This is a genomic window from Candidatus Methylomirabilota bacterium, assembly GCA_035315345.1.
In the GTDB taxonomy this organism is placed as follows: domain Bacteria; phylum Methylomirabilota; class Methylomirabilia; order Rokubacteriales; family CSP1-6; genus CAMLFJ01.
The window spans coordinates 1-26,869 of the sequence record DATFYA010000100.1 but is presented as its reverse complement, the minus strand read 5'-3'; the positions used below and the strand labels follow the sequence as shown (position 1 = coordinate 26,869).

Sequence of the window (26,869 nt, the reverse complement as noted above, 5' to 3'; positions counted from 1 at the left end):
CGATCATTTGCCGCTGTAGCTGATCCGGTAGATCGCTCCGGCGTGGTCGTCGCTCACCAGCAGCGAGCCGTCCTTCATCACCAGGAAGTCCACCGGCCGGCCGAGGTAGGTGTTGTTCTCGACGAAGCCGGTCATGAACGGCTCGACCTTTGCGCCGCCCTTGCCGTCTGGCCACGCCACGTAGACGCCGTTGTATTTCTTGGTGCGGTTCCACGGGCCGTGCAGCGCGATGAACATCGCCCCCTGGTACTTGGCCGGGAACATCTTGCCGGTGTAGAACTTCAGGCCGAGCGAGCCGGCGTGCGGCCCCAGCAGCGCCGCAGGCTTGACGAAGTCGGCGCACGACTTGCCCCAGCCGAACTCCGGATCGGGGATGGTGCCCTGATGGCAGAACGGGTAGCCGAAGTGCTGCTTGCCCGGTTGCGTGACGACGTTGAGCTCGTCGTTGGGCAGCTCCTCGCTGAACCAGTCGCGTCCGTTGTCGGTGAACCACAGGTAGCCCGTCTTCGGGTCGAAGTCGAAGCCCACCGTGTTGCGCACGCCCGAGGCGATCGTCTCGAGGCCCGACCCGTCGAGGTTCATGCGGTAGATCTTGGCCCACTCGCCCGGATCGCAGATGTTGCACGGCGCGCCGACCTCGAAGTAGAGCTTCTCGTCCTTGATACGGAGATACTTCCAGCTGTGGTCCTCGCCGCCGGGCAGCTTGTCGTAGATGACGGTAGGCTCGCCCAGCTTGTCGAGGTTGGCCTCGACGTTGTCGTAGCGCATGATCTTCGTGTTCGTGGCCAGGTACAGGCTGCCCTTGTGGATCTCGATACCGGCGGCCAGCGGCATGTTCTCGATGATCGCCTTCGCCTCGTGCTTGCCCTGCTCGGGAATCACGTAGACCTTGTTGGCGACGAACAGCGTGCTGACGAAGACGTTGCCCTTCTCGCCCTGGCGCAGGCCGCGCGCGTCGAGCACGCCGGAGGCCCACACCTCGGCCTTGAAGCCCGGGGGTAGCTTGAACTTCTTGACCGGCAGCTGATCGACCGGCGTCGGGACCGGGAACGCTGGCACCGGCGCCATCTTCATCGCCTCGTCGGTTTTCGGACGGCCCTTCGCCCAGCCGGGTTCTTCGGGAGGCTTCTGCTGGGCCAGGGGGGCGCCCACGATGCAGAGCGCAGCAAGCGCTACGAATGTCACGACGGCAACGAGCGAGTGGATGGCACGCATGGTGGCTGTCTCCTTCTGGGCCGTTGACGACAATACCCGGGGCGATTATGGGGGAGACCAGGTACCCGATCAAGCTCCGCCGCGGAGCGTGATCCCGGAGGTCTAGGCGCGGGCCTTCGCGGCCGCGGCGGTCTCCGCATCCGCGGCATGGCCGTTGTCGCCGACCGCGCACGCGTCGGCGGCGCCGCGGTGGATCGAGAGATCCGTGATCGTCGGGTGCTCGCCGCAGAGCGGGCACTTCGGGTCGCGACGCAGCTTGACCTCGCGGAAGCGCATGCCGAGGGCGTCGTAGGTGAGCAGACGCCCGATCAGCGGCTCACCGACGCCGAGCAGCAGCTTGATCGTCTCGGTGGCCTGTACTACTCCGATGATGCCTGGGAGCACGCCCAGGACGCCGGCCTCGCTTCAGCTGGGGACGAGGCCGGGCGGCGGCGGCGTCGGATAGAGGCAGCGATAGCAGGGGCCCTGGTTCGGGGCCAGCACGGTGGCCATGCCCTCGAACTGGAAGATCGAGCCGTGGACGTTGGTCTTGCCCGCGAGGTAGCAGGCGTCGTTCACCAGGTAGCGCGTGTCGAAGTTGTCCGAGCCGTCCACCACCAGGTCGTAGTCCTTGATGATGTCCAGCACGTTGTCGACGTCGATGCGCGTGGGCAGCGGGATGACGTTCACGTCCGGGTTCAGGGCGCGAATCATCTCGGTGCCCGAGTCCACCTTGGGCCGCCCCACGTTGGCGGTGGTGTGGAGGATCTGGCGCTGCAGGTTGGAGACGTCCACCACGTCGCCGTCCATCAGGCCGATGGTGCCGACGCCGGCCGCGGCCAGGTACAGCGCGGTCGGCGAGCCGAGCCCGCCCGCGCCGATCAGCAGCACCTTCGACCGCAGCAGCTTTCGCTGGCCCTTCTCGCCCACCTGGTTCAGCAGGAAGTGCCGGCTGTAGCGCTGGATCTGATCGGCGTTCATCGGGCGGTCCTTGACCACGGGCAGACCCGACTGCGCCCACTTCTGGAAGCCGCCCTGCAGGTTGGTCACGTTCTCATAGCCAAGGTCCTTGAGCGCCTTGGCCGCAAGCATGGAGCGCAGACCGCTCTGGCAGTAGAGCACGATGGGCGTCGCCGGATCCGCCGCCGCGCCACCGATACGGAACTCGAGGAAGCCACGGCTGATATTGGTCGCCGGCTCGATGAAGCCGTCGCGGTATTCGTCCGGGTCACGCACGTCGATCAGGACCAGCGGCTCGCCCGCATCGATCCGCTTCTTGACCTCGGCCGGTCCCTGCTCGGGCACGACCTGCCGGGCGTCGGCCAGCATCTCCTTCAGCGTCTTCATGTCCCGCTCCTCACCCGATGTCCCTGCAATTTCGCGCTGTTGATAATACCACCAATTCCGGTCGGATCTAGGACTTCGGCCGGCCGGGCCTGCGCGGATGGCTAAGACTGCTATAATCGGCCGCGAAATGAAAGGGTTAATCCTCTCCGGCGGCCGTGGCACGCGGCTTCGGCCCATCACGTTCACGTCGGCCAAGCAGCTCGTTCCCATCGCCAACAAGCCCATCCTCTTCTATGGCATCGAGGCGCTGGCCGCCTCCGGGATCCGCGAGATCGGCATCGTGGTCGGCGACACCCGGCAGGAGATACGTGACGCGGTGGGCGACGGGCGTCGCTTCGGAGTCTCGGTCACCTACATCGAGCAGGAGGCGCCGCTCGGCCTCGCTCACGCGGTGCTGGTGTCCGAGCCGTTCCTCGGCAGCGAGCCGTTCTGCATGTACCTGGGCGACAACCTGATCCGCGAGCGCCTGGAGCCGCTGGTCAGCCGATTCCGCGACGAGAAGCCCAACTGCCAGATCCTGCTCGCCTCGGTGCCGGATCCCACCCAGTTCGGCGTGGCCGAGCTGCGCGACGGGCAGGTGATCCGCCTGGTCGAGAAGCCGAAGCAGCCGCCGTCCAACCTCGGCCTGGTCGGCGTCTACATGTTCGACCCGACCGTGTTCGAGGCGGTGAAGGCGATCAAGCCCTCGGCTCGGGGCGAGCTGGAGATCACCGACGCCATCCAGTGGCTGATCGACAAGGGCCACGTGGTGAAGCCGCACGTGATCGAGGGCTGGTGGAAGGACACCGGAAAGCTCGAGGACATGCTGGAAGCGAACCGGATCATCCTCGACACGCTGCTGCCGCGCAACGACGGCACCGTGTTCGACAGCGAAGTGCTCGGCCGCGTGGTGATCGAGGCGGGCGCGCGGGTGGTCAAGAGCACCGTGCGCGGGCCGGCCATCATCGGCCGCGACGCGGTGATCGAGGGCGCCTATGTGGGGCCGTTCACCTCGATCGGCGACCGGGTGGTGCTCCGGGCCAGCGAGGTCGAGCATTCGATCCTGCTCGAGGGCGCCAGCGTGACCGACGTGGGCGGCCGGATCGAGTCGAGCCTCATCGGGCGCAACGTGTCGATCTATCGCACGACCGCCAAGCCCCGCGCCTTCAACTTCATGCTGGGCGACCGCAGCGAGGTCGGGCTGCTCTGATGGCGGCCGACGACCCGATCGAGCTGACCGACGCGGCCAAGCGGGCGTTCTCGCTCCAGGACTACGGCCCCCCGCCGGTGATCGACGGCGTGCAGCTGGTCGAGCTGAAGCGCTTCACCGACGACGGGGGCTCGTTCATGGAGCTGGTCCGCCTGCAGCGGGGCATGGCGACGGCGCTGCCCGGCTTCGAGTGCCGGCAGGTCAACTACAGCGAGCTGGAGGCGGGGGCCATCAAGGCGTTCCACGTGCACCGTCGCCAGACCGATGTCTGGTTCGTGCCGCCCGGCGACAAGATGCTCGTGATCCTGCTGGACGTGCGCGAGGGCTCGAAGAGCCGGGGCGCGCAGCGCCGGATCGTGCTCGGCGACGGCACCTCGCGCCTGCTCGCCATTCCTCCCGGAGTGGCCCACGGGGTGAAGAATCTCGCCGCGTCGCGGGGCCACATCATCTATCTGGTCGACACGCAGTTCTCGCCCGATCCCGACCAGACCGAGGAAGGGCGCTTGCCGTGGGACTTCGCGGGGCCCGAGATCTGGGACATCGCGCGGGGATGAAGATCCTGGTCACGGGCGGCGCCGGCTTCATCGGGTCCAACTACGTCCGTCACGTGCTGGCCGCGCATCCCGGTGACTCGGTGGTGAACCTGGACAAGCTGACCTATGCGGGCAACCTCGAGAATCTCCGCGACGTCGAGCACGACCCCCGCTACAGCTTCGTGCACGGCGACATCTGCGACGGCCCCCGCGTGCGCGAGGCGATGCGGGGCGTGGACGCGGTGGTGCACTTCGCGGCCGAGACGCACGTCGACCGCTCGAACCGGGGCGCCGACGACTTCCTTCGCACCAACGTGACCGGCACCTTCACGCTGCTGGAGGCCGCGCGCGAGCTGGGAGTGGGTCGCTTCCTCGCGGTGAGCACCGACGAGGTCTACGGCAGCATCGCGGAGGGGGCGGCGCGGGAGACCGATCCGCTCAACCCGTCGAATCCCTACTCGGCGTCGAAGGCCGCCGCCGATCTCCTGGTGCGCGCCTACTGGACGACGCATCGGCTGCCGGTGCTGATCACGCGGAGCAGCAACAACTTCGGGCCGTACCAGTACCCGGAGAAGGTCATCCCGCTGTTCGTGACCAACGCGCTCGAAGGCCAGCCGCTGCCGCTCTACGGCGACGGCCGGAACGTGCGCGACTGGCTCTACGTCCTCGACAACTGCGCGGCGATCGACCTGGTGCTGCGCCGCGGCCGCGACGGGGAGATCTACAACATCGGGGGCAGCACCGAGGTCGAGAACATCGCCCTGACCCGGCGGATCCTCTCGCTGCTCGGCCGGCCCGAGAGCCTGATCCGGCCGGTCACGGATCGGCCCGGTCACGACCGCCGCTACGCGCTCGACTCCGGGAAGGTCAAGACGCTCGGCTGGACGCCGGCCACGACCTTCGACGCCGCGCTCGCCGCCACCGTGGAGTGGTACCGCGGCCACGAGTCGTGGTGGCGGCCGATCAAGACCGGCGCGTTCCGCCAGTACTACCAGAGCCAGTACGCGACCGGGTAGCGCCGTGTCGCGCGTGCGGATCGCGCTGACCGCGGTCGCCCTGATCGGCCTGCTCCTGCCCGGCGAGACGCCCGCCGCGCCGTCCGACCGCGCCCCGCGCCCGGATCCGCGTCAGATCTCCCCGCTCGTCTCGCAGATCCGGCGCGTCGAGCCCGCGGTGGTGGGCATCCGCGTGGAGGTGGACGCCGATCGGCCGTCGGCGGCCACGCTGGGCACCGAGCGCTGGGGCAGCGGCGTCATCTTCGACGCCGATCGCGGCTACGCGATCACCGTGAGCTACGTGCTCCTGGACGCCCGGCGCATCGAGGTCGCGCTCCGCAACGGCCGGCGGGTGTCGGCCCGGCTGACCGGCCTCGATCTGGAGGTGGGCGTCGGCGTGCTCCAGCTCGAGGGTCGCGGGCCGTGGCCCGCCGCGATGCTCGGCGATTCGAAGACGGTCGCCGCGGGCGAGGTGACCGGCACGGTGGGCGTCACCGACGACGGCGACCTGGTCTCGACCCCGAGCCGCGTCGAGTCGGTGCAACCGTTCGCGGCGGCGTGGGAGTACATGCTGGACCGCGCGTTCATCGTGGCCCCGTACAACTCGGCGTTCGGCGGCGCCGCGCTGGTGAATGCGGCCGGCAGCGTCATCGGCGTCACCTCGCTGCGCCTGGGCGAGGCGCCGCACGTCAACCTCGCCATCCCGATCGAGAAATTCCTCGCCCACAAGGACGATCTCCTCGCCAACGGCCGCGTCATGGGCCGCGCGCCGCGACCGTGGCTCGGGCTCTACACCGAGTCGGTGCGGGGAGGGGTGGCGGTCTCCGGCCTGAATCCGATGAGTCCGGCCCGGGCCGCGGGCATCCGTCCCGGCGACGTCATCGTGGCCCTGAACGGGACACCGGTGGCCAGCCGCGAGGAGTTCTACCGGGCGCTGTGGCAGTCGCCGATGGATCAGGACGTGCGAGTGACGGTGGTGCGGGCGGGCGCTCGCGAGGCCATCGCGGTCCGTCCGGCGGACCGCTACCGTTTCTATCGCACCTCCGACAAGTAGGTTAGGCTCTTATTCATGAAGGGCGTCGATACCTACCAGGGGCGCGGTCTCATCGCCGACCCCATCCACCAGTACATCCTCTACACGCGGCCCGACGGGCGGCCCGGCGAGGCCACCGAGCAGGACCTGATGGACTCGCCGTGGATGCAGCGTCTGCGGCGCGTGCCCCAGCTGCAGTCGGCGCGCTGGGTGTTCCCGGCCGCCGAGCACAGCCGCTTCCAGCACTCGCTCGGGGCCATGCACCTGGCCGGCCGCTTCGCGCAGCAGCTGCATCGCTCGCTGAAGGCGGAGTTCCCGGAGGGGCCCTCCGCCCCGTTGTTCGAGGAGCTGATGCGGGTGGCCGGGCTGCTCCACGACGTGGGCCACGGCCCCTTCGGCCACTTCTTCGACGACAACTTCCTGGCCGACTTCGACCTGACCCACGAGAAGGTCGGCCAGCGCATCATTCGCGAAGAGCTGGGCGATCTCATCCGTGGCCTGCGGCGCAGCCCCTGGGGCGCCTTCGACGAGGGCGAGCACATCGATCCGGAATGGATCTGCTACCTGATGGGCAAGAGCTACACGGTGCCGGTCAAGGAGCACCCCCCCTGGCTCGCCCACCTCAAGCCGCTGCTCTCCGGCATCTACACCGCCGACAACATGGACTACGTGCTGCGCGACTCCTACATGTGCGGGGTCGCGGTCGGTCCCATCGACATCGAGCGCATCATGTACTACTCGTTCTTCAGCGAGAAGGGGCTGACCCTCGATCGCGGCGGCATCCAGGCCTTCATCATGTTCCTGAACGCCCGCTTCTACCTCTACACCAACGTCTACTATCACCGCACGACTCGCGGCATCGACCTGCACCTGAAGGAGATCTTCCGCGAGACCATGAAGATGGTCTTCCCGTTCGATCTCAACAAGGACCTGCAGCCCTATCTGAACATGACCGAGTGGACGCTGCTGGAGGAGGTCGCCCGCTGGGAGCACTCCGACGATCCGGACCGCCGGGCGGTCGGGCGGGAGTGGCGGCAGATCCTCGACCGTCGCCTCAAGTGGCGCATGTCACACGAGGTGGTGCTCGACCTCTTCGAGCCGCGCCGCGGGCAGAGCTTCATGAAGGCGGAGGACGTGGAGCAGCGGGTGCGCGAGCTGCTGCCCGCCGGCCTGCGCGGGTTCCCGTTCAAGATCGACATGGCCCAGCAGGACCCGCGGCCCCTGAACCCGATCGGCATGCAGGACCGCCAGATCTACGTGTACGACGCGGCGTCGCGCACCGTGTCGGCCGAGCCGCTGAAGGAGCTGCTGAAGTACCTGCCGGGCAAGGTCGCGCAGTGCCGCATCTTCGCGATGAGCCACGAGCACGACCAGCAACTCGCCCGCGCGCTCGAGCAGGCGCTGGGCGAGGACCGTCCCGCGCACCCCACCAATCTCTGAGCCACCCCGGCCAGAAGGACTGAAGCCATGGAAAAGTTCCGCGGCGTCGACTACTACGGCATCGACGATCTCCTCACCGAAGAGCAGCGGATGATGCGCGACGCGGTTCGCGACTGGGTCGAGTCGCGGTTCCTGCCGATCGTGGGGCAACACCATCGCGACGGCAGCTTCCCGACCGAGCTGTCCCGGGACCTGGGCGAGATGGGGGTGTTCGGGGCGACCCTCAAGGGTTACGGCTGCGCGGGTCTGGACAACATCGCCTACGGCCTCATCATGCAGGAGCTGGAGCGGGGCGACTCCGGCCTGCGCTCGTTCGCCTCGGTGCAGAGCGGCCTCGTCATGTATCCGATCCACGCCTACGGCTCCGACGCCCAGAAGGACCGCTGGCTGCCCGCGCTGCAGTCGGGCGCCGCGCTCGGCTGCTTCGGGCTCACCGAGCCCGATCACGGCTCCGATCCGGGCGGGATGAAGACGCGCGCGAGCCAGAAGGGCCACGAGTACGTGCTCAACGGCACCAAGCTCTGGATCACCAACGGCTCGGTGGCCGACGTGGCGGTGGTGTGGGCCAAGGGCGACGACGGCGAGATCGGCGGGTACCTGGTGGAGCGGGGCACGCCCGGCTTCAGCACGCTCGACATCCACGGCAAGTTCTCGATGCGCGCGTCGATCACCTCGGAGCTGGCGTTCGCGGATTGCCGTATCCCGCTGGAGAACAAGCTGCCCGGGGTGAAGGGCCTCAAGGGTCCGCTGTCGTGTCTCTCGCAGGCGCGCTACGGCATCGCGTGGGGAGCGATCGGGGCGGCCATGGCCTGCTACGACTGGGCCCTGCAGTACTCCCAGCAGCGCATCCAGTTCAACAAGCCGATCGGCTCGTTTCAGCTCGTGCAGCAGAAGCTGGTGTGGATGATCACCGGGATCACCAAGGCCCAGCTCCTGTGCTGGCGGCTCGGCCAGCTGAAGGACGAGGGCCGCGCGCGCCCGCAGCAGATCTCGATGGCCAAGATGAACAACGTGCAGATGGCGCTCGACTCGGCGCGGATGGCGCGCGACATCCTCGGCGCCGCCGGCATCGTCGACGAGCACCCGATCATCCGCCACATGCTGAACCTCGAAACCGTCAACACCTACGAAGGTACGCACGACATCCACACCCTGATCGTGGGCCGCGACATCACCGGCCTCGACGCGTTCGGCATCTGAGGTAGCATAGGGCCCCTATGACTCCCGAGCCGGCGTCGCCCGCTGTCGCCCTGCCCGCGCCTCCCGGGGTCGTGGCCTCGGCCGAGCGGGCCCGCCCCGACATGCGTCTGCTCGGCCTGCTCGCCCTGGGCCACATGGTCATCGACATCAACCAGGGCTCGCTGCCCGCGATCCTGCCGTTCATCAAGGACGCGCTGAATCTCTCGTACGCGGCGACCGGCGTGATCGTGCTCACCGCGAACGTGACCTCCTCGCTGATCCAGCCGCTCTTCGGCTACTTCGCCGACCAGACCGCGCGGCGCTGGCTCCTCCCGCTGTCGGTGGTGCTGTCCACGGTGGGGCTGGCGTTCACCGGGCTCGCCCCGTCGTACGCGGCGGTGCTTGCGCTGGTGATGGTCACCGGCTTCGGCGTCGCCGCCTACCATCCCGAGGGCTACCGCACCGCGACCGCGGTGGCGGGAGATCGCAAGGCCACCGGCGTGTCCATCTTCTCCACCGGCGGCAACATCGGCATCGCGCTCGGGCCGCCGCTCATGACCGCGCTCCTCACCGGCTTCGGGCTGGCCGGCAGCCTCGGCATGCTGGTGCCCGGCTTGCTGGCCGGAGCCCTGCTCACCGCGGTGCTGCCGCGGCTGTCGGCGCCTCCGCCCGCGGTCGCCCAGGCCCGCGCGGCCGCCGCGGGCGCCCGCACCATGGTGGGCGCCATGAGCCTGCTCATCCTGGTCGTGGCGATCCGCTCATGGACCCAGCTCGGCTTCACCACCTTCATGCCGTTCTACTGGGAGAACGTGCTCCACGGCGATCCGCGGCTGATCGGCACCCTGCTCGCCGTGTTCCTCGGCGCCGGCGCGGTCGGAACGCTCGTCGTCGCGCCGCTGGCCGACCGTCTCGGCGCCCGGCGCTGTGTGGTCTGGGTATTCCTCCTCTCCACGCCGATCGCGCTGGGCTTTCTGCTCGTCCGGGGCGGCCCGCTCGTGTTCGTCCTGCTGGCGCTGCTCGGCTTCGTGCTCGTCTCCACCTTCACGATGTCGGTCGTGTTGGGCCAGGCGTATCTGCCCCGCAACCCGGGCCTCGCGTCGGGCCTCATCGTCGGCTTCGCCATCGGCGCGGGCGGCGTCGGGGCGACCGGGCTCGGCTGGGTGGCCGACCACTGGGGCCTGACCTCCGCGCTCGCCATCTCGGCCTCGATGCCCATCGCGGGGTTCGTGGCGGCGCTCTTCCTGCCGGATCCCAGAACCGGTGACCTCGGCTAGGTTCGAGGACGGCGAGCAGGTCCTGCTCATCGACCAGCGCGGCAGGCGTCATCTGCTGCTGCTGCGGAAGGGCGACACCTTCCATTCCGACCGCGGCTGGGTGACGCACGATGCCATCATCGGGCAGCCCGACGGCTCCTGGGTGCGCACGTCCAAGGGCACGCGCTATCTCGCCCTGCGCCCGACGCTGGCCGAGTACGTGCTCGACATGCCGCGTGGCGCCCAGGTCATCTACCCGAAAGACCTGGCGATGGTGATGTTCTGGGCCGACATCTTCCCGGGCGCGCGGGTGCTCGAGGCGGGCATGGGCTCGGGCGCGCTGACCCTGGCCCTCTTGCGCGCGGTGGGGCCGGAGGGCCGCGTCGTCTCTTACGAGCAGCGCGAGGACTTCTGCCGGCGCGCGCTGGCCAACATCCAGACCCGGCTCGGCGAGGTCACCACGCTCACCGTGCGGATCCGGCCGGTGGAGGACGGGCTGCCCGAGGAGGAGCCGGTGGATCGGGCGGTGTTCGATCTGCCCGAGCCCTGGCGCCTCGTGGATCCGGTCGCCAACGTGCTGCGGCCGGGGGGCATCTTTCTCTCGTACGTGCCGACGATCATCCAGTCCCATCAGCTGACCGAGGCGCTCAGACGCCACCGCGGCTACGCGCTGGTCGAGACGTTCGAGACGCTGCTGCGGCCGTGGAACATCGACGGCACCTCGGTTCGGCCGTTCCATCGGATGGTCGCCCACACCGGCTTCCTCACGGTGGCCCGCCGGGTGGTGCCGGAAGAAGGCGTGACGCTGCCGAAGGTGGCGGATCCCGAGAGCGACTGAGCCCGTGCTCGAGCGCTGCTTCGAGCTTCACCGGAGGGGAGCCACCCTCGGCGGGGAGATCCGTGGCGGCCTCACCACGTTCATGGTGATGGCCTACATCATCTTCGTGAACCCGGCGATCCTCTCCTTCGCCGGCGTCCCGCCCCTGCAGGGCCAGGGGCCGTCGTTTCTCGCCACGCAGGCCGCCACGTGTCTCATCGCGGGCGCGATGACGATCGCGATGGGGCTGCTCACCAACTACCCGCTCGCGGTCGCGTCGGGGATGGGGCTCAACGCGGTCGTCGCCTTTCAGCTCATCGCGGGGATGAAGCTGCCGTGGACCGCCGCCATGGGCGTGGTGGTGCTGGAGGGGCTGGTCATCACCCTGCTCGTGCTGACCGGGTTCCGAGAGGCGATCATGAACGCGATCCCGGTGGCGCTGAAGCGCGCGATCGGCGTGGGCATCGGCCTGTTCATCCTGTTCATCGGCCTCGTGTCGGGCGGCATCGTCAAGCCGGGGCCGCCGGGCGTGCCGGTGACGCTCGGGGACCTCGGCTCGGCGCCGGTGGCGGTCGCGATCTTCGGACTTCTGCTCACGCTCTGGCTGACCGCGCGGCACGCGAGCGGGGCGCTCCTCGTCGGCATCCTGGCCAGCACGGTGGTGGCGATCGTGGTCAATCAGATGACCGGCGGCCGCGCCTTCCCGATCCCGGGGCAGGCGGTGTGGCCGGCCAGCCTGGTGGCCTGGCCGGACTTGAGCAGCCTGGGCGCCGGGCTCGACTTCTCGGTGTTCGTGCGGGTCGGCGTGATCACCGCGGTCGTCACCGTGTTCTCGATCATGCTGTCCGATTTCTTCGACACCATGGGCACCGTGATCGGCATCGGGGGCGAGGCCGGCTGGCTCACCCCGGCGGGCCGCCTGCCGCGGCTCAATCGCGTCCTGCTCGTGGACTCGGTTGCCGCGATGGCGGGCGGCGCGGCCGGCGCTTCCTCCGCCACCACCTACATCGAGTCGGCGGCCGGCGTGGCCGCCGGGGCGCGCACCGGGCTCGCGTCGGTGGTGACCGGCGCGTGCTTCCTGCTCGCGCTGTTCTTCGCCCCGCTCGCCGGGGTGGTCCCGGCGCAGGCCACCGCGCCGGCCCTGATCGTGGTCGGGTACCTGATGAGCCGGGTGGTGCGCGAGATACCGTTCGCCGACCTCGAGGAGGGCTTCCCCGCGCTCCTCACCCTGACCGTGATGCCGTTCACCTATTCGATCACCAACGGCATCGGCGCGGGCTTCATCGCCTACTGCTTCATCAAGGTCGTCCGCGGCAAGGGGCACGAGGTGGCGTCCATGATGTACGTGGCCGCGCTGGCCTTCGTGGTCTACTTCCTCCTGCCCCTGCTCCAGCGCCTCACCCAGGGGTGAGGCGCGCCGGCGCCCCGCGAGGGCTGTGGTAGGCTAAGTGCCTCGATCAGCTACCCCGCGGAGGAGGCCCCAGCAGTGATCAGCGTGATGCGTGAATACGCCCGGAGCCTGAAGATCGTGCTCCTGGTCGTCATCGTGGTCTTCATCCTCACCTCCGGCGTGCTCTTCTACTTCGGCACGAGCCCGTTCGGGAGCACCGGCGCGCGGAGCAGTGCGGTGGCGGTGGTCAACGGGGAGGAGATCCCGCGCGAGCGCTACCAGCGGGCCCAGGCCAACATCATGGCCGCCTACGAGCGGATGGCCCGCCAGCGGCTCACCCCGGAGATGGCCGAGCGCCTCGGGCTGTCGCAGCAGGTGATGAACGAGCTGGTGACCGAAGCGATCGTCATCCAGGGCGCGGCGAAGGAAGGCATCCGCGTCACCGACGACGAGCTGCGCACCACCATCCAGCAGATCCGGGAGTTCCAGGAGAACGGGCGGTTCTCGCGCGACGAGTATCTCAAGGTCCTGCGTCAGGTTCGCCTCGATCCGGGTCAGTTCGAGACCGAGGTGCGCCGTCAGCTCGCCCGCCGCAAGATGGAGGCGATCATCAAGCAGGGCGTGAAGGTCTCCGAGGAGGAGGTGCGCCAGGCCTACGCGCAGCGCAACGAGCGGGTGCGCGCCGCCTGGGCCCACGCCGAGTTCAAGCCGGCGATGGCGGCGGTGCAGGTCGCCGACGCCGACCTCGAGCCCTACGTCAAGGCCCACGCCGCGCAGTTCAGCCAGCCGGAGCGGCGGAAGCTGCAGTACGTGCTGGTCGCGCCGGCCAAGCAGCCGCCGGCGGTGACCGACGCGGAGGTCGAGGCCTACTACAAGGAGCACGGCAGCGAGTTCGAGGAGCCCAAGCGCGTGCGGGTGGCCCACGTGCTGGTGCGGGTGCCGCCGGTCGGCGGCAGCGATGCCGAGAACGCGGCGAAGGCCAAGATCGAGGACGTGATCAAGCGGGCCCGCGGCGGCGAGGATTTCGCCAAGCTCGCGCGCGAGATCTCCGAGGACAAGGCGAGCGCCGCGCAGGGCGGCGAGCTGGGGCTGGTGGGGCCCGGCGAGCTGGTGGCCCCCTTCGAGCAGGCCGCCTTCGCGCTGAAGAAGGGCGAGATCTCGGAGCCGGTGCGCACGCCCTTCGGCTATCACGCCATCCGGGTGCTCGACATCCGCGAGGGCGGCAAGACCCCGCTCAAGGACGTGGCCGCGAAGATCAAGGAGACGCTCGGCACCCAGAAGGCCGAGCGGGCCGCCGCGGCGCGGGCCGACGAAGTGAAGACCGCGCTGGCCGCGGCCCCCGACTTCGCCGCGGAGGCCAAGCGGCTCGGGCTCGAGGCGCACGAGTCGCTGTTCGGGCGCGGCGACGGCCTCGCCGAGGCCGGCCGCGATCCGCAGGTGGACGAGACGCTCTTCGGGCTGGCCCCGGGGGGCGTGTCGGCGCCGATCAAGATCGCCGGCGGCTATCTCATCGCCAAGGTGGTGGCGCAGGTGCCGGCCGGCGTGCCGCCGCTCCCCGAGATCCGCGATCGGGTGGTCGAGGCGATCAAGCGGGAGCGGGCCGAGCAGCAGGTGACCGACAAGGCCCGGGCGCTGATCGCTTCACTCGGCAAGGGCGGCGACTTCGCCGCGACCGCGAAGGCGGAAGGCTTCACCACCGGATCGCTGCCCGCGTTCTCGCGCGCGGAGCCGCCGAAGGACCGGGGCTCGCTCCCGCCCGGCGTGCTGCTGGCCGCCGTGCAGACGCCGGCCGGGCAGATCGCGGAGCCGGTGCGGGGGGAAGGCGGCGTCTACGTGGTCAAGACGCTCGAACGCCAGCCCGCGCCCGCGGACGGCTTCGAGAAGGAGCGCTCGGACCTGGAGAAGCAGGTCCTCGAGCAGAAGCGGGCGCTCGCGTGGGAAGACTGGATCCGAGGCCGGCTCGCCGCCGCCAAGATCGAGGTGGGCGGCCAGCCCGCGACCATGACTCGCTGATCCCGAGGCCTCCAATGGACAAGACCGCGCTCATCATCATCGACGCCCAGCAGGAATACTTCGCGCCGATCGGCAAGGTGGTGCTCCCCGACGGCCCCCAGGCGGTGACGCGCATCGCGGACACGCTCGAGTGGGCGCGGCGGGCGGGCGTGCCCGTGTTCCACGTGGTGCACGAGAGCCGGCGGCCCGGGGCGACCACCTTCGTACCGGGCAGTCCCGCGCTCGCCATTCACGACGCGGTGATCCCGGCGGCCGGCGAGGCGGTCATCACCAAGCATCTGCCGGGCGCCTTCACCGACACGTCGCTGGAGAGCGACCTGCGCCGGCTGGGCGTCGAGCGGGTGATCGTCTCCGGCTTCATGACCCAGATGTGCTGCGACACCACCACCCGGGAGGCCGCGCACCGGGGCTTCAAGGTCACGCTGCTGTCCGACGCCACCGCCGCGATGGACGTGCGCGCGCCCGACGGTGAGGTCATTCCTCACGACCAGGTCCATCGCACGCATCTGGGCAGCCTCAACGGGTTTCTGGCCGAGGTGAAGCGGAGCGACGAGGTGATCCGGCCGTGAGCATCCAGCGCACCCCGATGACCCGCGTCGGCTACGACCGGCTGCGCGACGAAGTGGAACGGCTCAAGAAGGAGCGCCCGAACATCGTGCGCGCCATCGCGGAGGCGCGGGCCCACGGCGATCTCAGCGAGAACGCGGAGTACCACGCCGCGCGCGAGCGCCAGGGATTCATCGAGGCGCGCATCACCGATCTGGAGTCGAAGGTCGGGACCGCCGAGGTCATCGACCCGCCGACCTCGGGCGACCGGGTGACCTTCGGCTCGACGGTGAAGCTGGAGGACGAGGACGGCAAGCAGGCCACGTATCAGATCGTGGGATCGGACGAGGCGGACCCGAAGCGCGGGCTCATCTCCGTCATGTCCCCGCTGGCCCGGACCCTGATCGGCAAGAAGGTCGGCGACCGCGTCACCGCCCAGCTGCCGGGCGGGAAGAAGGCCTTCGAGATCCTCGGCGCGAACTTCCGGCTCGAGGCCGCGCCCTAGTTCCGGAGCGCTTCGCGCAGCTCCCGGGTCAGGGCTTCCACGGTGCCGCGGGTGCCGCCGGCGAGCTTGCTCTTCCACTCGCCCTCGGTCTCGAAGCGGCGGTCCTTCAGGCGGTCGCCCCACGGCTTCACCGCCTCGCGGATGGCGTGGAAGTCGAAGGCGTCGCGCTTGAGCTCCCGCGCGCGGGCCATCACGTCGGGGGCCACCCGGATGAAGGCGCGCAGGGCCGCTCCGGTCTTGATGGAGTACTTGCGGCCGGCCCACGCGGTGGGGAAGACGCCCGCCACCGACTTCATGTAGTTGAGGAAGAAGCGCTTGGCGTGCTGGCGCACCTCGTTGATGCGCGCGCCGCCGCCGATCTTCTCCACCGCCTCCAGGAACTCCACGATCTCCTCGGCGAGCGGGGCCTGCGAGACGCGTCCTCGCCCGGTGCCGAGCATCTTGATGTCGCCGGAGAGCGGCGAGGTCTCGTCCTCGTTGAGCGAGCGGATCACGTCGTGGGCGAGGGCCTGATTCGGATCCGGATAGAGCTTGCGGCCGGCGAGGCTCACGATGTGCGAGGGGTTGAGCCGGGTGTGCTTGGCGTTGATGGTCACGAACAGCTCGACGATCTGGCGCGCGTCCAGCCGATCGAAGAGCACCGCCGGCACCTCGATGCCGAGATTCTCGCCGGCCTGGGTCAGCGCGTGCAGCGCGAGCAGCCGATGCTGGCCGTCGAGCACGCGCAGCACCCCGTGCTCCTCGGGGATCTGCAGCAGGCCCAGGTCGTGCTGGCTCGCCATCGGCGTGAACGTGAAGCGCTTCTCGGAGGTGATGATCACCGCGCCGGGGATGGCGGGCAGCGTGCCCGCGTCCTTGCAGTCGCGGTAGTAGTTGACGAGCTCGTCGATCTTGCGACGGATGACCGGCCGCTGGTAGGCGGTCTCACTCTCCCCGATGCGCTTCTCGAGCGCTTCCCAGTTCACGCGCGCGCGGTTCACTCGCTGCTTGCCCTTTGCGGGCGGCTCATGGTCGGCGCCGCCGTACCCGAGCACCTCGAACTTCACCAGCCGGTCGATGTCCTTGGCCGAGAACGACGCCTGGAAGAATTCGACCCCGAATTGCTTCACGCGGTGCGCGGGAACCGTGATCATCGGTCGTGTCCGCCTCCGTGGGGACGGGTTTGGGGAGCAGGGAAACGGGGCAACTGTATACGATGCGCAAACCCTTGTCAACATGCACGTTTTAGGCGCTGTAGGGGTGTGGTATCACCCCCAGGAGTTGGGGCTCGATCCGACGTTATCCACAAGATGTGGGCAGGCTGGGGATACGGGAAACCTTGTGGATAGCTGTGGATGAATCGCGAATCACGACAGCCGGAGCGCGCCCGCGAGCGCCGCGACGCCCAGGATCAGGAACAGCGCCGCCGCGATGCGGCGCAGCGTCACCGGCGAGACCAGCCGGGCGAGATACGACCCGCCGAGGACGACCGCCCCGTCGGCGGCCAGCATGCCGAGCGTGCTGCCCGCGGTCACCCCGGCGGCCGACACGAAGCGGGCGCCGAGCGCCACGGTGGCGAGCTGTGTCTTGTCGCCCATCTCGGCGAGGAAGAACACGACGACGGTGGTGAGCAGCGGGCCCCAGCGAGCGGGCGCGGACGTCTCGGGGGCCTCGTCCGGCCTGAGCGTCCAGATGCCGAACGCGATGAACCCGACGGCGAGCGCCCACGCCAGCGCGGCCGGCGGCAGGCGACGTGCGACCCAGACCCCGGCGGTGGCGGCCAGCGCGTGATTGAGCGTCGTCGCGATCAGGATGCCGAGCATGATGGTCCATGCGCGCTGAAATCGCGCGGCGAGGGCGAGGGCGATCAGCTGGGTCTTGTCGCCCATCTCGGCCAGGGCGACCACGAGACATGATGTCCAGAGCGCGGTCACGTGAGCGAGATCCTGGGTGGGCGCGGGCCTCCGCCCGGCGCTCCCGCCCCCGTACTAACCGGGACGCCGCCTTGCAAATCGCGCGGCCAGGATGCTAGGCTCCCGCCCATCCGATCCCACGATCTCCCTCCGGAGGACACGATGTCGAATACCCCGCGCCGTTGCGATGCTCCCTCTCTCGGCCGTCGCCGCTTCCTCGGCACCATCGGCGCGGCCGGGGCCATGGCCGCGCTCGGCGCTCCCGCGATCGGGCGCGCCCAGGCGCGCGAGGTCAAGGTGGGTTATATCCTGCCGGTCACGGGCCCGCTCGCCTTCGAGGCGCAGCTCGCCCTCAACGGCCTGCAGCTGGCGGTGGACGAGATCAACGGCGGGGGCGGCATCAAGTCGCTCGGCGGCGCGAAGATCGTGCTGCTCCCCGGCGATACCCAGAACAAGGTCGAGCTCGGCAACTCGGAGGCGGCGCGCCTGATCGACCAGAACGTGACCGCGCTGATCGGCCCCTTCTCGAGCCTGGTCGCCTTCTCGGTGCGCCAGGTCACCGAGAAGAACAAGACCCCGTTCCTGCTGCTGGCCACCGTGGCCGACAACGTGCTCGAGGGCGGCCTCCACTACGCGTTCCGCATGCAGCCGAACGCGCGCGCGATGGCCACGCTCACCCTCGGCAACATGATCGAGATGTCGAAGAACGCGGGGCTGGTGGTCAAGCGGGTGGCCATCATGCACGAGGACGGCAACTTCGGCACCACCATGGGCAACCACGTGGAGGCCTTCGCGGCCAAGATGAGCTACGAGGTCGTGCAGCGCGTGCCCTACAACCTGCGCTCCCCCGACTTCACCGCCGAGCTCTCCAAGGTCAAGGCGGCCCGGCCGGATCTGCTCGTGATCAGCGGCTACTACGGCGACTCCAAGCTGATCGCGGAGACCGCCTCCAAGCTGCGGATCGGAGTCAACGCGCTGGTGGGGCTGGCCAACGCGGCCTACTCGAATCCCAAGTTCATCGCGGAGAACCGCGAGCTGACCGACCTGCTCTTCGACGGCAACTACTGGCACAACCCGCAGAGCCCGCGGGCCCGCGCGGTGTTCGAGGCCTACCAGAAGAAGTACAACTCGGTGATGTCGAACCACGGGGTCCAGGGCTACCAGGTGATGTTCGTGCTCAAGGACGCGCTCGAGCGGGCGGCCTCGACCGATCGCGAGAAGGTGCGCGACGCGATCGCCAAGACCAATCTCACCGACCACATCCTCACCCAGGACGCGATCCGCTTCGACGACAGCGGCGAGAACGTCAACGCCACCCCGGCCCTGCTGCAGGTGCAGGGGGGCAAGCCGGTGGTGGTGGGGCCGGCGCGCTTCCTGGAGGCCAAGCCGGTGTTCCCGGTTCCGAAGTGGAAGGGCTAGCCGCCGCGAGGTGACCTGGCTCTTCTTCCAGGCCGTCGTCAGCGGCCTGCTGCTCGGCGGCGTCTACGGTCTGGTCGCGAGCGGGCTGTCCCTCATCTTCGGGGTGCTGCGCATCATCAACTTCGCCCACGGGGCGGTGATGATGCTGGCCATGTACACCTCGTACTGGCTGTTCGTGCTGCTCGGGGTGGATCCGTACCTCTCCATCGTCGTCACCGGCCCGCTCTTCTTCGCGCTGGGCGTGCTCATCCAGCGCGTGATCATCGAGCCGAACCGGGCCGCCGCCGAGCACAACCAGCTGCTGCTCACGCTCGGCGTCGCGTTGTTCCTGGAGAACCTGGCCCTCGTGCTCTGGCAGGGCGACTTCCGGACCTTGCGCGTGTGGTACTCGGGCGCCTCGTTCATGCTGGGCGACGTGCTGGTGGAGGTGCCGCGTCTCATCGCGGCGGGCGGGGCGGTGCTGGTCGGGCTCGCGCTCTGGGCATTCCTGCGCACCACGGACGCGGGCAAGGCCATCCGCGCCCTCGCCGAGGAGCCGGAGGGGGCGCGCCTGGTCGGCATCGACGTGGCGCGGATCCGGGGGGTCGCGTTCGGCATCGGTTCCGCGTGCGTGGCGGTGGCGGGGGCGCTGATCACCCCGTTCTTCTACGTGGCGCCCGACGTGGGCGAGAGCTTCAACATCATGGCCTTCGTGGTGGTGGTGCTCGGCGGCATGGGCAACTTCCTGGGCGCGCTCGCGGGCGGCTTCATCGTGGGGCTGGCCGAATCGCTCGGCGCCGCGTTCCTGCCCGGCTCGCTGAAGCAGCTCGTGGTCTTCGGCCTCTTCGTGATCGTGCTGCTGCTCCGCCCCGAGGGCCTCTTCGGCGCGCGTCGTGGCCGCTAGGGTCCTCCTCGGCGTCGGCCTGGCCGCCCTGGTCGCGGTGCCTCCGCTCCTTCCCAAGTACGCGCTCGACGTCCTCATCAGCATCCTCTTCTTCGGCTACCTCGGCGCGTGCTGGAACATCCTCGGCGGCTACGGCGGGCAGTTCTCGTTCGGCCACGCCGCCTTCTTCGGGATCGGCGCCTACACCTCGACCCTGCTGCTGCTGCACTGGGGATGGAGCCCCTGGCTCGGGATGCTGGCCGGCGGCGCGCTCGCCGCCGGCTTCGGGCTCTTCGCCGGCTACCTGTCGTTCCGCTACGGGCTGCGCGGGCCCTACTTCTCGCTGGTGACGCTGGCCTTCGCGGAGATGCTGCGGGTGGTGGCGGTGAACTGGAAGGCGGTGGGCTCCTCGTTGGGCCTGGTGGTGCCGAACCGCGGCTCGGCGCCCGCGATGTTCCTGTTCGCGGAGAAGCTGCCCTACTACTACGTCATCTTCGCGATGGCGATGGGAGCGGTGTGGATCACGCGGGTGATCGAGCGGTCCCGGATGGGCTACGCTCTCGCCGCGGTGCGCGAGAACGAGGACGCGGCGGAGGCGGCCGGCGTCGACGCGCTCTCCACCAAGCTGCGCGCGATGGCGGTGTCGTCGTTCCTCACCGCGCTCGGCGGGACGTTCTACGCGCAGTACTTCGCCTACATCGATCCCACCATCACCTTCGGGCCCGCGATCTCCATCGGCGCCCTGCTCCCCGCGATCGTGGGCGGCGCCGGCACGGTGGCCGGGCCGCTGCTGGGCTCGTTCGTGCTGACCCCGATCTCCGAGGTGACGCGGGCTCTGCTGCGGGGCCGCGCCGGGGCCGACATCATGCTGTACGGCCTCATCCTGATCCTCGTCATCTCGTTTCTGCCCAACGGGCTCGTGGGCTGGTTTCGAAGCCGCCGGCGCGGCGCGGAGCGGGCGGTGTGAGCGGTCCGGGGCTCGAGGTCCGCGGGCTCACCAAGCGTTTCGGCGGGCTGGTGGCGGTCAATCACTTCGACCTCTCGGTGGCGCCGGGCGAGATCGTGGGGCTCATCGGGCCCAACGGCGCCGGCAAGACGACCGTCTTCCATCTCATCGCGGGCTTTCACGGTCCGAGCGAGGGCTCGATCCACTTCGACGGCGTCTCGCTGGTGGGCCTCAAGCCTCACGCGATCTGCCGGCGCGGTCTCGCGCGGACCTTTCAGCTGGTCCAGCCGTTCGCGGGGCTCACCACGCTGGAGAACGTGATGGTCGGCGCGTTCAATCGGGTGGGCGACGTCGCCGGGGCGCGCGCCCGGGCCGCCGAGATCGTGGACTTCGTCGGCCTCGGGCCCCGGCGGGACATGCCGGCGCGGCACCTCACGCTGGCCGACCGCAAGCGCCTGGAGGTGGCGCGCGGCCTTGCCACCGGCCCGCGGCTCCTGCTACTGGATGAAGTGATGTCCGGGCTGAACCCGACCGAGATCGAGGCCATCATCGGGCTGATCCGCCGCATCCACGCCCGCGGGGTGAGCCTGCTGATCATCGAGCACGTCATGCGCGCGATCCTGGCGCTCTCCCATCGGCTGGTGGTCCTCCACCACGGCGAGAAGATCGCCGAGGGCGCGCCGGCCGCGGTGGCCCGGGACCCGCGGGTGATCGAGGCGTACCTCGGCGAAGCGGTGGAGGAGGCGCGGTGAGCCTGCTCAGCCTCCGCGGAATCGACGTGGCCTACGGCGACCTGCCCGCGCTGACCGGCGTGGACCTCGTCATCGAGTCGGGCGAGATCCTCTCGGTGGTCGGCGCCAACGGCGCGGGCAAGACCACGATGCTCCGCGCGATCTCCGGCCTGCTGCGCCCGCGCGCCGGCGAGATCACGCTCGACGGGGCGCGCCTGGACCGGCTGCCGAGCCACGCGGTCGTCGAGCGGGGCGTGGTCCAGGTGCCCGAGGGCCGCAAGATCTTCCCGAGCCTCACCGTGCTGGAGAACCTCGAGCTGGGCTCCTACACCGCGGCGGCGCGGCCGCACCGACGCGAGAGCCTGGATCGTGTGCTCGCCCTCTTCCCGATTCTCGGGGAGCGTCGGCGCCAGGCCGCCGGCACCATGTCGGGCGGCCAGCAGCAGATGCTGGCCGTCGGCCGCGCGCTGATGGCACGACCGCGCCTGCTCATGCTGGACGAGCCCTCGCTCGGGCTGGCGCCCAAGATCGTCCAGGAGATCTTCCGCATCATCGGCGAGATCAACCGGACGGGGACGACGGTGCTGCTGGTCGAGCAGAACACCCGGCAGGCGCTGGCGCTCGCCGGACGCGGCTACGTGCTGGAGAACGGCCGCGTCGTGCTCTCGGGCGCGGGACGAGATCTGCTCGACAACGAGCACGTGCAGCGCGCCTATCTCGGGATGTGACGGAGCGATGCCCATGTCCGACCTCGATCTGACCGATCCGACCGCCGCGACGCTCACCGAGCTGGCCCGGGCCATCCGCGCCGGCAAGCTCTCGCCGCTGGCGCTGACCCGCGCCTACCTGGAGCGCATCGCCCGGCTCGACGGCACGCTGCGCGCCTACATCACGGTGGATCGAGACGGCGCGCTCGCCGCGGCGGCGGCGCTCGAGCGCGAGGCGGCCGCCGGCGCCTGGCGTGGGCCGCTGCACGGCGTGCCGCTCGCCCACAAGGACCTCTGCCTGATCCCGGGGCTGCCCACCTCGTGCGGCACGAAGACCGCCGACTACTTCGTGGGCGCGCCGCCGTGCACCGCGGTCGCGCGCCTCGGGTCGGCGGGCGCGCTCACGCTGGGCAAGCTCAACATGACCGAATTGGCCCTCGGTCCCTTCGGCGACAATGCCCACCACGGCGACGTGCAGAACCCCTGGCGCCTCGGCCACGTCTCGGGCGGCTCCAGCAGCGGCTCGGGCGCCGCGGTGGCGGCCGGCCTCGCCGCGGCCGCGCTCGGCACCGACACCGGCGGGTCCATCCGCCTTCCCGCCGCGTGCTGCGGGCTCGTCGGGCTCAAGCCGACCTACGGGCGAGTCAGCCGCGCCGGCGTGATGCCGCTGTCCTGGTCGTACGACCACGTGGGCCCGCTGGCGCGCACGGTGCGCGACGCCGCGCTCCTGCTCGGCGTGATCGCGGGGCACGACCCGCTCGACGCGACGTCGAGCCGTCGGCCGGTGCCGGATTACCTGGCCGCGCTGGAGGGCGGCGCGAAGGGGCTGCGCATCGACGTGGCCGGCGGCTTCTACGCCGACGGACTCGATACCGAGGTCTCGCGCGCGCTGGACGCGGCGGTCGCGGCGCTGCGGGGGCTCGGGGCGGCCGTCGAAGCCGTCGCGGTGCCCGATCCCGGCCCCATGGTGGCCGCCTGCAGCAACGTGATGGTGCGCGCGGAGGCCGCGGTCATCCACTCGCGCATCCTGAAGGAGCGACCGGGCGAGCTGCAGCCGGCAGTGCGTGACCGGATGGCGCCGGGGCTGACCGTGACCGCCTCGGAGTATCTGCAGGGCCAGCGTTTGCGCGCCCGCTTCACGCGCGAGTTCATCGACGACGTCTTCTCGCGGATCGACGTGCTGGCGACGCCGACCATTCCCGAGCCGTCCCCCGCGCTGGCCGCCGCCAAGGCGGGGAGCGCCGCCGACGTCATCCGTCGCATGGGCCGCTTCTCCCGGCTCACCCGGCCGTTCAACGCGCTGGGCCTGCCTGCGCTGTCGCTGCCGTGCGGCGCGTCCGCCGACGGCCGGCCGCTCGGCCTCCAGCTCGTGGGCCGCCCGTTCGATGAAGCCACGCTGCTGCGCCTGGGCCACGCCTACGAGTCCGCGACGGCATGGCATCGCCGCCGGCCCGCACTGCCGTGATGGCCGCTGGTCCGGTCGCGCGGTCGATCGGGCTTGCGCTCACGATCATGTCGCTGCCGCCTGGGCCGGCCGGTGCCGCCGATCCGGGGCCCCGGGTGGCGCTCGTGACGACGGTTCCAGCGACCCGCGACGCATTCGTCGGCGGGCTCCGGGACCTCGGCTACCAGGACGGGCGTAACATCGTGATCGACTGGCGCCGAGCGCCGGAGGACGGCGCCGGTGATATCGAGGCGATCGTGCGGCAGGCGCCGGCTTGCCTGGTACTCCCCGGTCCGTTCCGGCTGGCTCGGGGGCTGGGCCTGACCACCACGATCCCGATCGTTGCCATCGATCTGGAGAGCGACCCCGTGGCCGGCCGATTCGTCGCCAGCCTGGCCCGCCCGGGTGGAAACGTGACCGGCATCTTCCTCGACCTGCCCGAGCTGGCGGGCAAGCAGATCGAGCTCCTGCGCGAGGCGGTGCCGCGCCTGGCCCGGCTCGCCGTGCTGTGGGACGAGCGAGTCAGCGGCCCTCAGCTACGGGCGGCGGAGGCGGCCGCGCAGACCGCCGGCATCACGTTGATCCCGGTCCCGATCCGATCGGCCGCCGACCTGGCCGACGTGGTCGAGCGCGCGATGAAGGCACGTCCCCAGGCGCTCCTGGTCCTGACGTCGCCCGACGTCTTCGCGGCGCGGGCCCACATTGCGGAGGGGGCGCAGCGCCACCGGCTTCCCGCCGCGAGCATCTTCCCGGCCTTCGCCGACGCGGGCGGGCTGCTCGGCTACGGGCCGGATCTCCTGGGGATGTACCGTCAGGCCGCGCAGTACGTCGATCGCATCCTGAAGGGTGCGCGGCCGGCGGATCTTCCCATCCAGCGGCCGAGCAAGTTCCAGCTCGTCATCAACCTGAAGACGGCCCGGGCTCTTGGCCTGACGATCCCGGCGTCGCTGCTCGCCAGGGCCGACAAGGTCGTCGAATGACGGCGCGTGCGTCCGGTCGTTGACGACCCGCGGGACCTGGGCTAGGCTCCGTTCGTGCTCGACCTGGTGATCCGCAACGGGCAGGTGATCACGCCGCAGGGCGCCGGCCTCTGGGACGTGGGCGTGCGCGGCGAGCAGATCGCGGTGGTCGCCGCGCCCGGCACGCTGCCGACCGACGCCGCGCGGGTCATCGATGCGGCCGGCCAGATCGTCTCCCCGGGGGGCGTCGAGCCCCACGCGCACCTGGCCCACGGGATCATGTCGCATCCCGAGGAGCCCGCGATCACCCTGGGGCCCGAGGACGACACCCGCGGGATGGCGTGCGGTGGCACCACCACCCATATCGACTTCGCCTACGTGCGGCCGGGCGGCGATATCCAGCCGGTGATCGAGCAGCGCGCCAGTCGGTGGAAGGGCAACTCCTACGTCGACTACGCGTTCCACATCACCCTGGCCGGCGCGCTGCCCATCCGCGTCTTCGACCAGATCGGCGAGGCGATCCAGGCGGGCCATCCGAGCTTCAAGGTCTTCACCACCAACGTGCTGCCGCCGCATCCCAAGCGGTCGGGCAACCGCATCGACTTCGGCCGCATCCATTTCGCCATGGAGAAGGTCGCGAAGGCGGGCGGGATCATGGTCGTGCACGGCGAGGACGAGGATCTGGTCCAGTTCAACTACGAGCGCTTCCGCGAGGAAGGCCGGATGGACGGGACGAATCTCCACCTGGTGCACACCAAGCTCTCCGAGCTGCTCGCCTTCCGCCGCACCGTGGCGCTCGCCAGGGCCAGCGGCGCCGGCGTGTACTTCGTGCACGTCTCGGCGCGCGAAGGCGTCGAGACGGTCGCGGAGGCTCGCGCGCAGGGGCTGCCGGTCTACGGCGAGACGCTTCACCAGTACGCCTGCTTCAACGCGGAGTACTACAAGACCCCGCGAGGCTTCTGCTCGCACACCTATCCGTCGCTGAAGTTCCCGGAGGACCAGCAGGCCCTCTGGAACGGACTGGTGCACGACGGGCTCTCGACGCTCGCCACCGACGAGTACCCGACGAGCCTCGAGTTGAAGTTGAAGGGGCGCACGATCGAGGACGTCACCGGCGGCAACGTGGGCGCGGAGGCGCGGATCGGCATCGGCTTCACCGAGGGTGTGGTCAAGCGCGGCATGTCGCTGACCCGCTTCGCCGACATCACCGCGACGAACGCGGCCAGGATCATGGGCCTCTACCCGAAGAAGGGCGTGATCGCCCCGGGCAGCGACGCCGATCTGGTGCTGATCGATCCGACGATCCGCAAGACGCTCACCAAGGACGACTTCCACGTGACGGACTACAGCCCCTGGGAGGGCTGGGCGGTCTCGGGCTGGCCGGTGATGACCCTGCTGCGCGGGAAGGTGATCGCCGAGCGGGGACGCCTGCTCGGCAGCCCGAGCGACGGGCAGTGGGTGTCGCGGCGGATCGATCCGGGCGTGCTGCGGCGTCCGGCCTGCTAGGTTGTCCATGTCCGGGTCCACGGCGCGCCCCTCACCCCGGCCCGCTCCCCTGGGGGGAGAGGGGGTGAAGGACTACGCCGGGCAGTTCAACCCGGGGTTCCATCTCGACGCGAAGCGGGTGGCGCTGGTGGTGGTGGACATGCAATACGCGAGCGGATCGCGCCACGAGGGGCTGGGGCGGCTCCTGAAGGACCAGGGGCGCCAGGACCAGGGCGGCGAGCGCTTCGATCGGATCGAGAGCGTGGTGGTCCCGACCATCCAGCGGCTGCTCGAGGTCTTCCGCGGCCGCGGCCTCCGGGTCGTGTACCTCACGGTGGGCTCCGAGCTGCCCGACTACAGCGATCTGCCGCCGCACATGCGCCCGATGGCGGAGGCGGTCGGCAACACGAAGGGCCGGCGCGAGCACGAGATCCTGGACGCACTGGCGCCGCGGCCGCACGAGCCGGTGCTGAACAAGACCACGATGAGCGCGTTCCACTCCTCGGGCTTCGAGCGGCTGGTGCGCGCGTGGGGCGTGGAGCAGCTCGTGTTCACCGGCGTGTCCACCAACTCCTGCGTGGAGGGGACGGCACGGGACGCAGCCGACCGGGGCTTCCGCTGCCTGCTCGTGGAGGACGGCTGCGGCGCGGCCAGCCGCCGGCTGCACGACGCGGCCTGCGAGAACTTCGCGCGGCTGCTCGGCCGGGTGGACTCGAGCGCGCAGGTCATCGCCGAGCTCGACGCCGTCCCCGCCGCTGCGCGCTAGGACCCCCGCTCCGCCCACCCGGCAAGGAGGCCACCGATGGCCGGCAAGCTGTTCGAGGAGCTGGAGCTGGGGCAGACCTTCCAGCATCAGCCCGGGCGCACCATCACCGAATCCGACAACGTCTTCTTCACCTGCCTCACCATGAACCCGCAGCCGCTGCACATCGACTTCCACGCGGCCCAGAAAGCAGAGTTCGGCAAGCCGCTCGTGAACAGCCTGCTCAC

General features: G+C 70.0%; 25 protein-coding genes and 2 pseudogenes. 22 read left to right on the top strand and 5 right to left on the bottom strand.

Features of this window, described 5'->3' with window-relative positions; translation table 11 throughout:
- Window positions 1-3: 3 nt before the first annotated feature.
- From VKN16_13215 to VKN16_13205, 3 genes and pseudogenes are all read right to left on the bottom strand, one after another.
- Window positions 4-1,215, bottom strand: a complete 1,212-nt coding sequence (locus VKN16_13215) for a PQQ-dependent sugar dehydrogenase (GenBank protein ID HME95163.1) — start codon at window positions 1,213-1,215, stop codon at window positions 4-6.
- Between the two features lie 198 nt (window positions 1,216-1,413).
- Window positions 1,414-2,175 (bottom strand): annotated as a pseudogene (gene moeB / locus VKN16_13210) (molybdopterin-synthase adenylyltransferase MoeB).
- A gap of 42 nt (window positions 2,176-2,217) precedes the next feature.
- Window positions 2,218-2,523: pseudogene (locus VKN16_13205) on the bottom strand (rhodanese-like domain-containing protein).
- Window positions 2,524-2,668: 145 nt separating this feature from the next.
- On the opposite strand from VKN16_13205, the gene VKN16_13200 reads away from it, so the two are divergent.
- The 12 genes from VKN16_13200 (at window position 2,669) to greA (ending at window position 15,434) form a co-directional block, all read left to right on the top strand.
- A complete protein-coding gene (locus tag VKN16_13200) occupies window positions 2,669-3,730 on the top strand; it encodes a glucose-1-phosphate thymidylyltransferase (GenBank protein ID HME95162.1) in 1,062 nt (353 codons plus the stop codon).
- Window positions 3,730-4,284: a dTDP-4-dehydrorhamnose 3,5-epimerase family protein gene (locus tag VKN16_13195; GenBank protein HME95161.1), complete on the top strand. Its 555-nt coding sequence runs from the start codon at window positions 3,730-3,732 to the stop codon at window positions 4,282-4,284. Before VKN16_13200 ends, VKN16_13195 begins: the two co-directional genes overlap by 1 nt.
- The gene (gene rfbB / locus VKN16_13190; protein ID HME95160.1) at window positions 4,281-5,279 is read left to right on the top strand and encodes a dTDP-glucose 4,6-dehydratase; all 999 of its coding nucleotides are present in this window, start codon (window positions 4,281-4,283) and stop codon (window positions 5,277-5,279) included. The genes VKN16_13195 and rfbB overlap by 4 nt, the downstream gene beginning before the upstream one ends.
- A gap of 4 nt (window positions 5,280-5,283) precedes the next feature.
- On the top strand, window positions 5,284-6,312 hold the full coding sequence (locus tag VKN16_13185) for a S1C family serine protease (GenBank protein ID HME95159.1): 1,029 nt from the start codon (window positions 5,284-5,286) through the stop codon (window positions 6,310-6,312).
- 15 nt (window positions 6,313-6,327) lie between these two features.
- Complete coding sequence (locus VKN16_13180; protein HME95158.1) at window positions 6,328-7,731, top strand: HD domain-containing protein; 1,404 nt, start codon at window positions 6,328-6,330, stop codon at window positions 7,729-7,731.
- A gap of 27 nt (window positions 7,732-7,758) precedes the next feature.
- Window positions 7,759-8,931, top strand: a complete 1,173-nt coding sequence (locus VKN16_13175) for an acyl-CoA dehydrogenase family protein (GenBank protein ID HME95157.1) — start codon at window positions 7,759-7,761, stop codon at window positions 8,929-8,931.
- Between the two features lie 17 nt (window positions 8,932-8,948).
- Window positions 8,949-10,184: an MFS transporter gene (locus VKN16_13170; protein ID HME95156.1), complete on the top strand. Its 1,236-nt coding sequence runs from the start codon at window positions 8,949-8,951 to the stop codon at window positions 10,182-10,184.
- Window positions 10,171-11,001: a tRNA (adenine-N1)-methyltransferase gene (locus VKN16_13165; protein ID HME95155.1), complete on the top strand. Its 831-nt coding sequence runs from the start codon at window positions 10,171-10,173 to the stop codon at window positions 10,999-11,001. Before VKN16_13170 ends, VKN16_13165 begins: the two co-directional genes overlap by 14 nt.
- A 4-nt stretch (window positions 11,002-11,005) precedes the next feature.
- The gene (locus tag VKN16_13160) at window positions 11,006-12,391 is read left to right on the top strand and encodes an NCS2 family permease (protein HME95154.1); all 1,386 of its coding nucleotides are present in this window, start codon (window positions 11,006-11,008) and stop codon (window positions 12,389-12,391) included.
- A gap of 75 nt (window positions 12,392-12,466) precedes the next feature.
- Window positions 12,467-14,383: a SurA N-terminal domain-containing protein gene (locus VKN16_13155; protein HME95153.1), complete on the top strand. Its 1,917-nt coding sequence runs from the start codon at window positions 12,467-12,469 to the stop codon at window positions 14,381-14,383.
- A 14-nt stretch (window positions 14,384-14,397) separates the two neighbouring features.
- A complete protein-coding gene (locus tag VKN16_13150; protein ID HME95152.1) occupies window positions 14,398-14,952 on the top strand; it encodes a cysteine hydrolase family protein in 555 nt (184 codons plus the stop codon).
- 2 nt (window positions 14,953-14,954) lie between these two features.
- On the top strand, window positions 14,955-15,434 hold the full coding sequence (gene greA / locus VKN16_13145) for a transcription elongation factor GreA (GenBank protein HME95151.1): 480 nt from the start codon (window positions 14,955-14,957) through the stop codon (window positions 15,432-15,434).
- Here greA and VKN16_13140 read toward each other — a convergent pair.
- On the bottom strand, window positions 15,431-16,567 hold the full coding sequence (locus VKN16_13140) for a DGQHR domain-containing protein (protein HME95150.1): 1,137 nt from the start codon (window positions 16,565-16,567) through the stop codon (window positions 15,431-15,433). The two genes, greA and VKN16_13140, sit on opposite strands and share 4 nt — an antisense overlap.
- Before the next feature lie 213 nt (window positions 16,568-16,780).
- Complete coding sequence (locus VKN16_13135) at window positions 16,781-17,347, bottom strand: TMEM165/GDT1 family protein (GenBank protein ID HME95149.1); 567 nt, start codon at window positions 17,345-17,347, stop codon at window positions 16,781-16,783.
- Between the two features lie 141 nt (window positions 17,348-17,488).
- Here VKN16_13135 and VKN16_13130 point away from each other — a divergent pair, with 141 nt between their 5' ends.
- The 10 genes from VKN16_13130 to VKN16_13085 all read left to right on the top strand — a co-directional run.
- Window positions 17,489-18,745 (top strand): ABC transporter substrate-binding protein, encoded by a 1,257-nt coding sequence (locus tag VKN16_13130; GenBank protein HME95148.1) that lies wholly within the window; start codon window positions 17,489-17,491, stop codon window positions 18,743-18,745.
- Window positions 18,746-18,755: 10 nt separating this feature from the next.
- Window positions 18,756-19,628, top strand: a complete 873-nt coding sequence (locus tag VKN16_13125; protein ID HME95147.1) for a branched-chain amino acid ABC transporter permease — start codon at window positions 18,756-18,758, stop codon at window positions 19,626-19,628.
- Complete coding sequence (locus VKN16_13120) at window positions 19,618-20,574, top strand: branched-chain amino acid ABC transporter permease (protein ID HME95146.1); 957 nt, start codon at window positions 19,618-19,620, stop codon at window positions 20,572-20,574. The genes VKN16_13125 and VKN16_13120 overlap by 11 nt, the downstream gene beginning before the upstream one ends.
- Window positions 20,571-21,305, top strand: a complete 735-nt coding sequence (locus VKN16_13115; protein ID HME95145.1) for an ABC transporter ATP-binding protein — start codon at window positions 20,571-20,573, stop codon at window positions 21,303-21,305. Before VKN16_13120 ends, VKN16_13115 begins: the two co-directional genes overlap by 4 nt.
- Window positions 21,306-21,307: 2 nt before the next feature.
- On the top strand, window positions 21,308-22,012 hold the full coding sequence (locus tag VKN16_13110) for an ABC transporter ATP-binding protein (GenBank protein ID HME95144.1): 705 nt from the start codon (window positions 21,308-21,310) through the stop codon (window positions 22,010-22,012).
- 13 nt (window positions 22,013-22,025) lie between these two features.
- Entirely contained in the window at window positions 22,026-23,456 is a 1,431-nt protein-coding gene (locus VKN16_13105) for an amidase (protein ID HME95143.1), read from the top strand.
- Between the two features lie 104 nt (window positions 23,457-23,560).
- Window positions 23,561-24,415: an ABC transporter substrate-binding protein gene (locus tag VKN16_13100; protein HME95142.1), complete on the top strand. Its 855-nt coding sequence runs from the start codon at window positions 23,561-23,563 to the stop codon at window positions 24,413-24,415.
- Between the two features lie 54 nt (window positions 24,416-24,469).
- Window positions 24,470-25,900 (top strand): amidohydrolase family protein, encoded by a 1,431-nt coding sequence (locus tag VKN16_13095; GenBank protein ID HME95141.1) that lies wholly within the window; start codon window positions 24,470-24,472, stop codon window positions 25,898-25,900.
- A gap of 64 nt (window positions 25,901-25,964) precedes the next feature.
- Window positions 25,965-26,645 (top strand): isochorismatase family cysteine hydrolase, encoded by a 681-nt coding sequence (locus VKN16_13090; GenBank protein ID HME95140.1) that lies wholly within the window; start codon window positions 25,965-25,967, stop codon window positions 26,643-26,645.
- A gap of 36 nt (window positions 26,646-26,681) precedes the next feature.
- Window positions 26,682-26,869, top strand: a 188-nt coding sequence (locus tag VKN16_13085) for a MaoC/PaaZ C-terminal domain-containing protein (protein ID HME95139.1), incomplete at its 3' end; no start/stop codon positions are given.

Excerpts from the sequence above, each read along its gene's own strand:
- VKN16_13170 (HME95156.1), top strand. The coding sequence starts at position 8,949 with ATGACTCCCGAGCCGGCGTCGCCCGCTGTCGCCCTGCCCGCGCCTCCC.
- rfbB (HME95160.1), top strand. The coding sequence starts at position 4,281 with ATGAAGATCCTGGTCACGGGCGGCGCCGGCTTCATCGGGTCCAACTAC.
- VKN16_13105 (HME95143.1), top strand. The coding sequence starts at position 22,026 with ATGTCCGACCTCGATCTGACCGATCCGACCGCCGCGACGCTCACCGAG.
- VKN16_13195 (HME95161.1), top strand. The coding sequence starts at position 3,730 with ATGGCGGCCGACGACCCGATCGAGCTGACCGACGCGGCCAAGCGGGCG.
- VKN16_13150 (HME95152.1), top strand. The coding sequence starts at position 14,398 with ATGGACAAGACCGCGCTCATCATCATCGACGCCCAGCAGGAATACTTC.
- VKN16_13130 (HME95148.1), top strand. The coding sequence starts at position 17,489 with ATGTCGAATACCCCGCGCCGTTGCGATGCTCCCTCTCTCGGCCGTCGC.
- VKN16_13200 (HME95162.1), top strand. The coding sequence starts at position 2,669 with ATGAAAGGGTTAATCCTCTCCGGCGGCCGTGGCACGCGGCTTCGGCCC.
- VKN16_13175 (HME95157.1), top strand. The coding sequence starts at position 7,759 with ATGGAAAAGTTCCGCGGCGTCGACTACTACGGCATCGACGATCTCCTC.
- VKN16_13140 (HME95150.1), bottom strand. The coding sequence starts at position 16,567 with ATGATCACGGTTCCCGCGCACCGCGTGAAGCAATTCGGGGTCGAATTC.
- VKN16_13215 (HME95163.1), bottom strand. The coding sequence starts at position 1,215 with ATGCGTGCCATCCACTCGCTCGTTGCCGTCGTGACATTCGTAGCGCTT.
- VKN16_13180 (HME95158.1), top strand. The coding sequence starts at position 6,328 with ATGAAGGGCGTCGATACCTACCAGGGGCGCGGTCTCATCGCCGACCCC.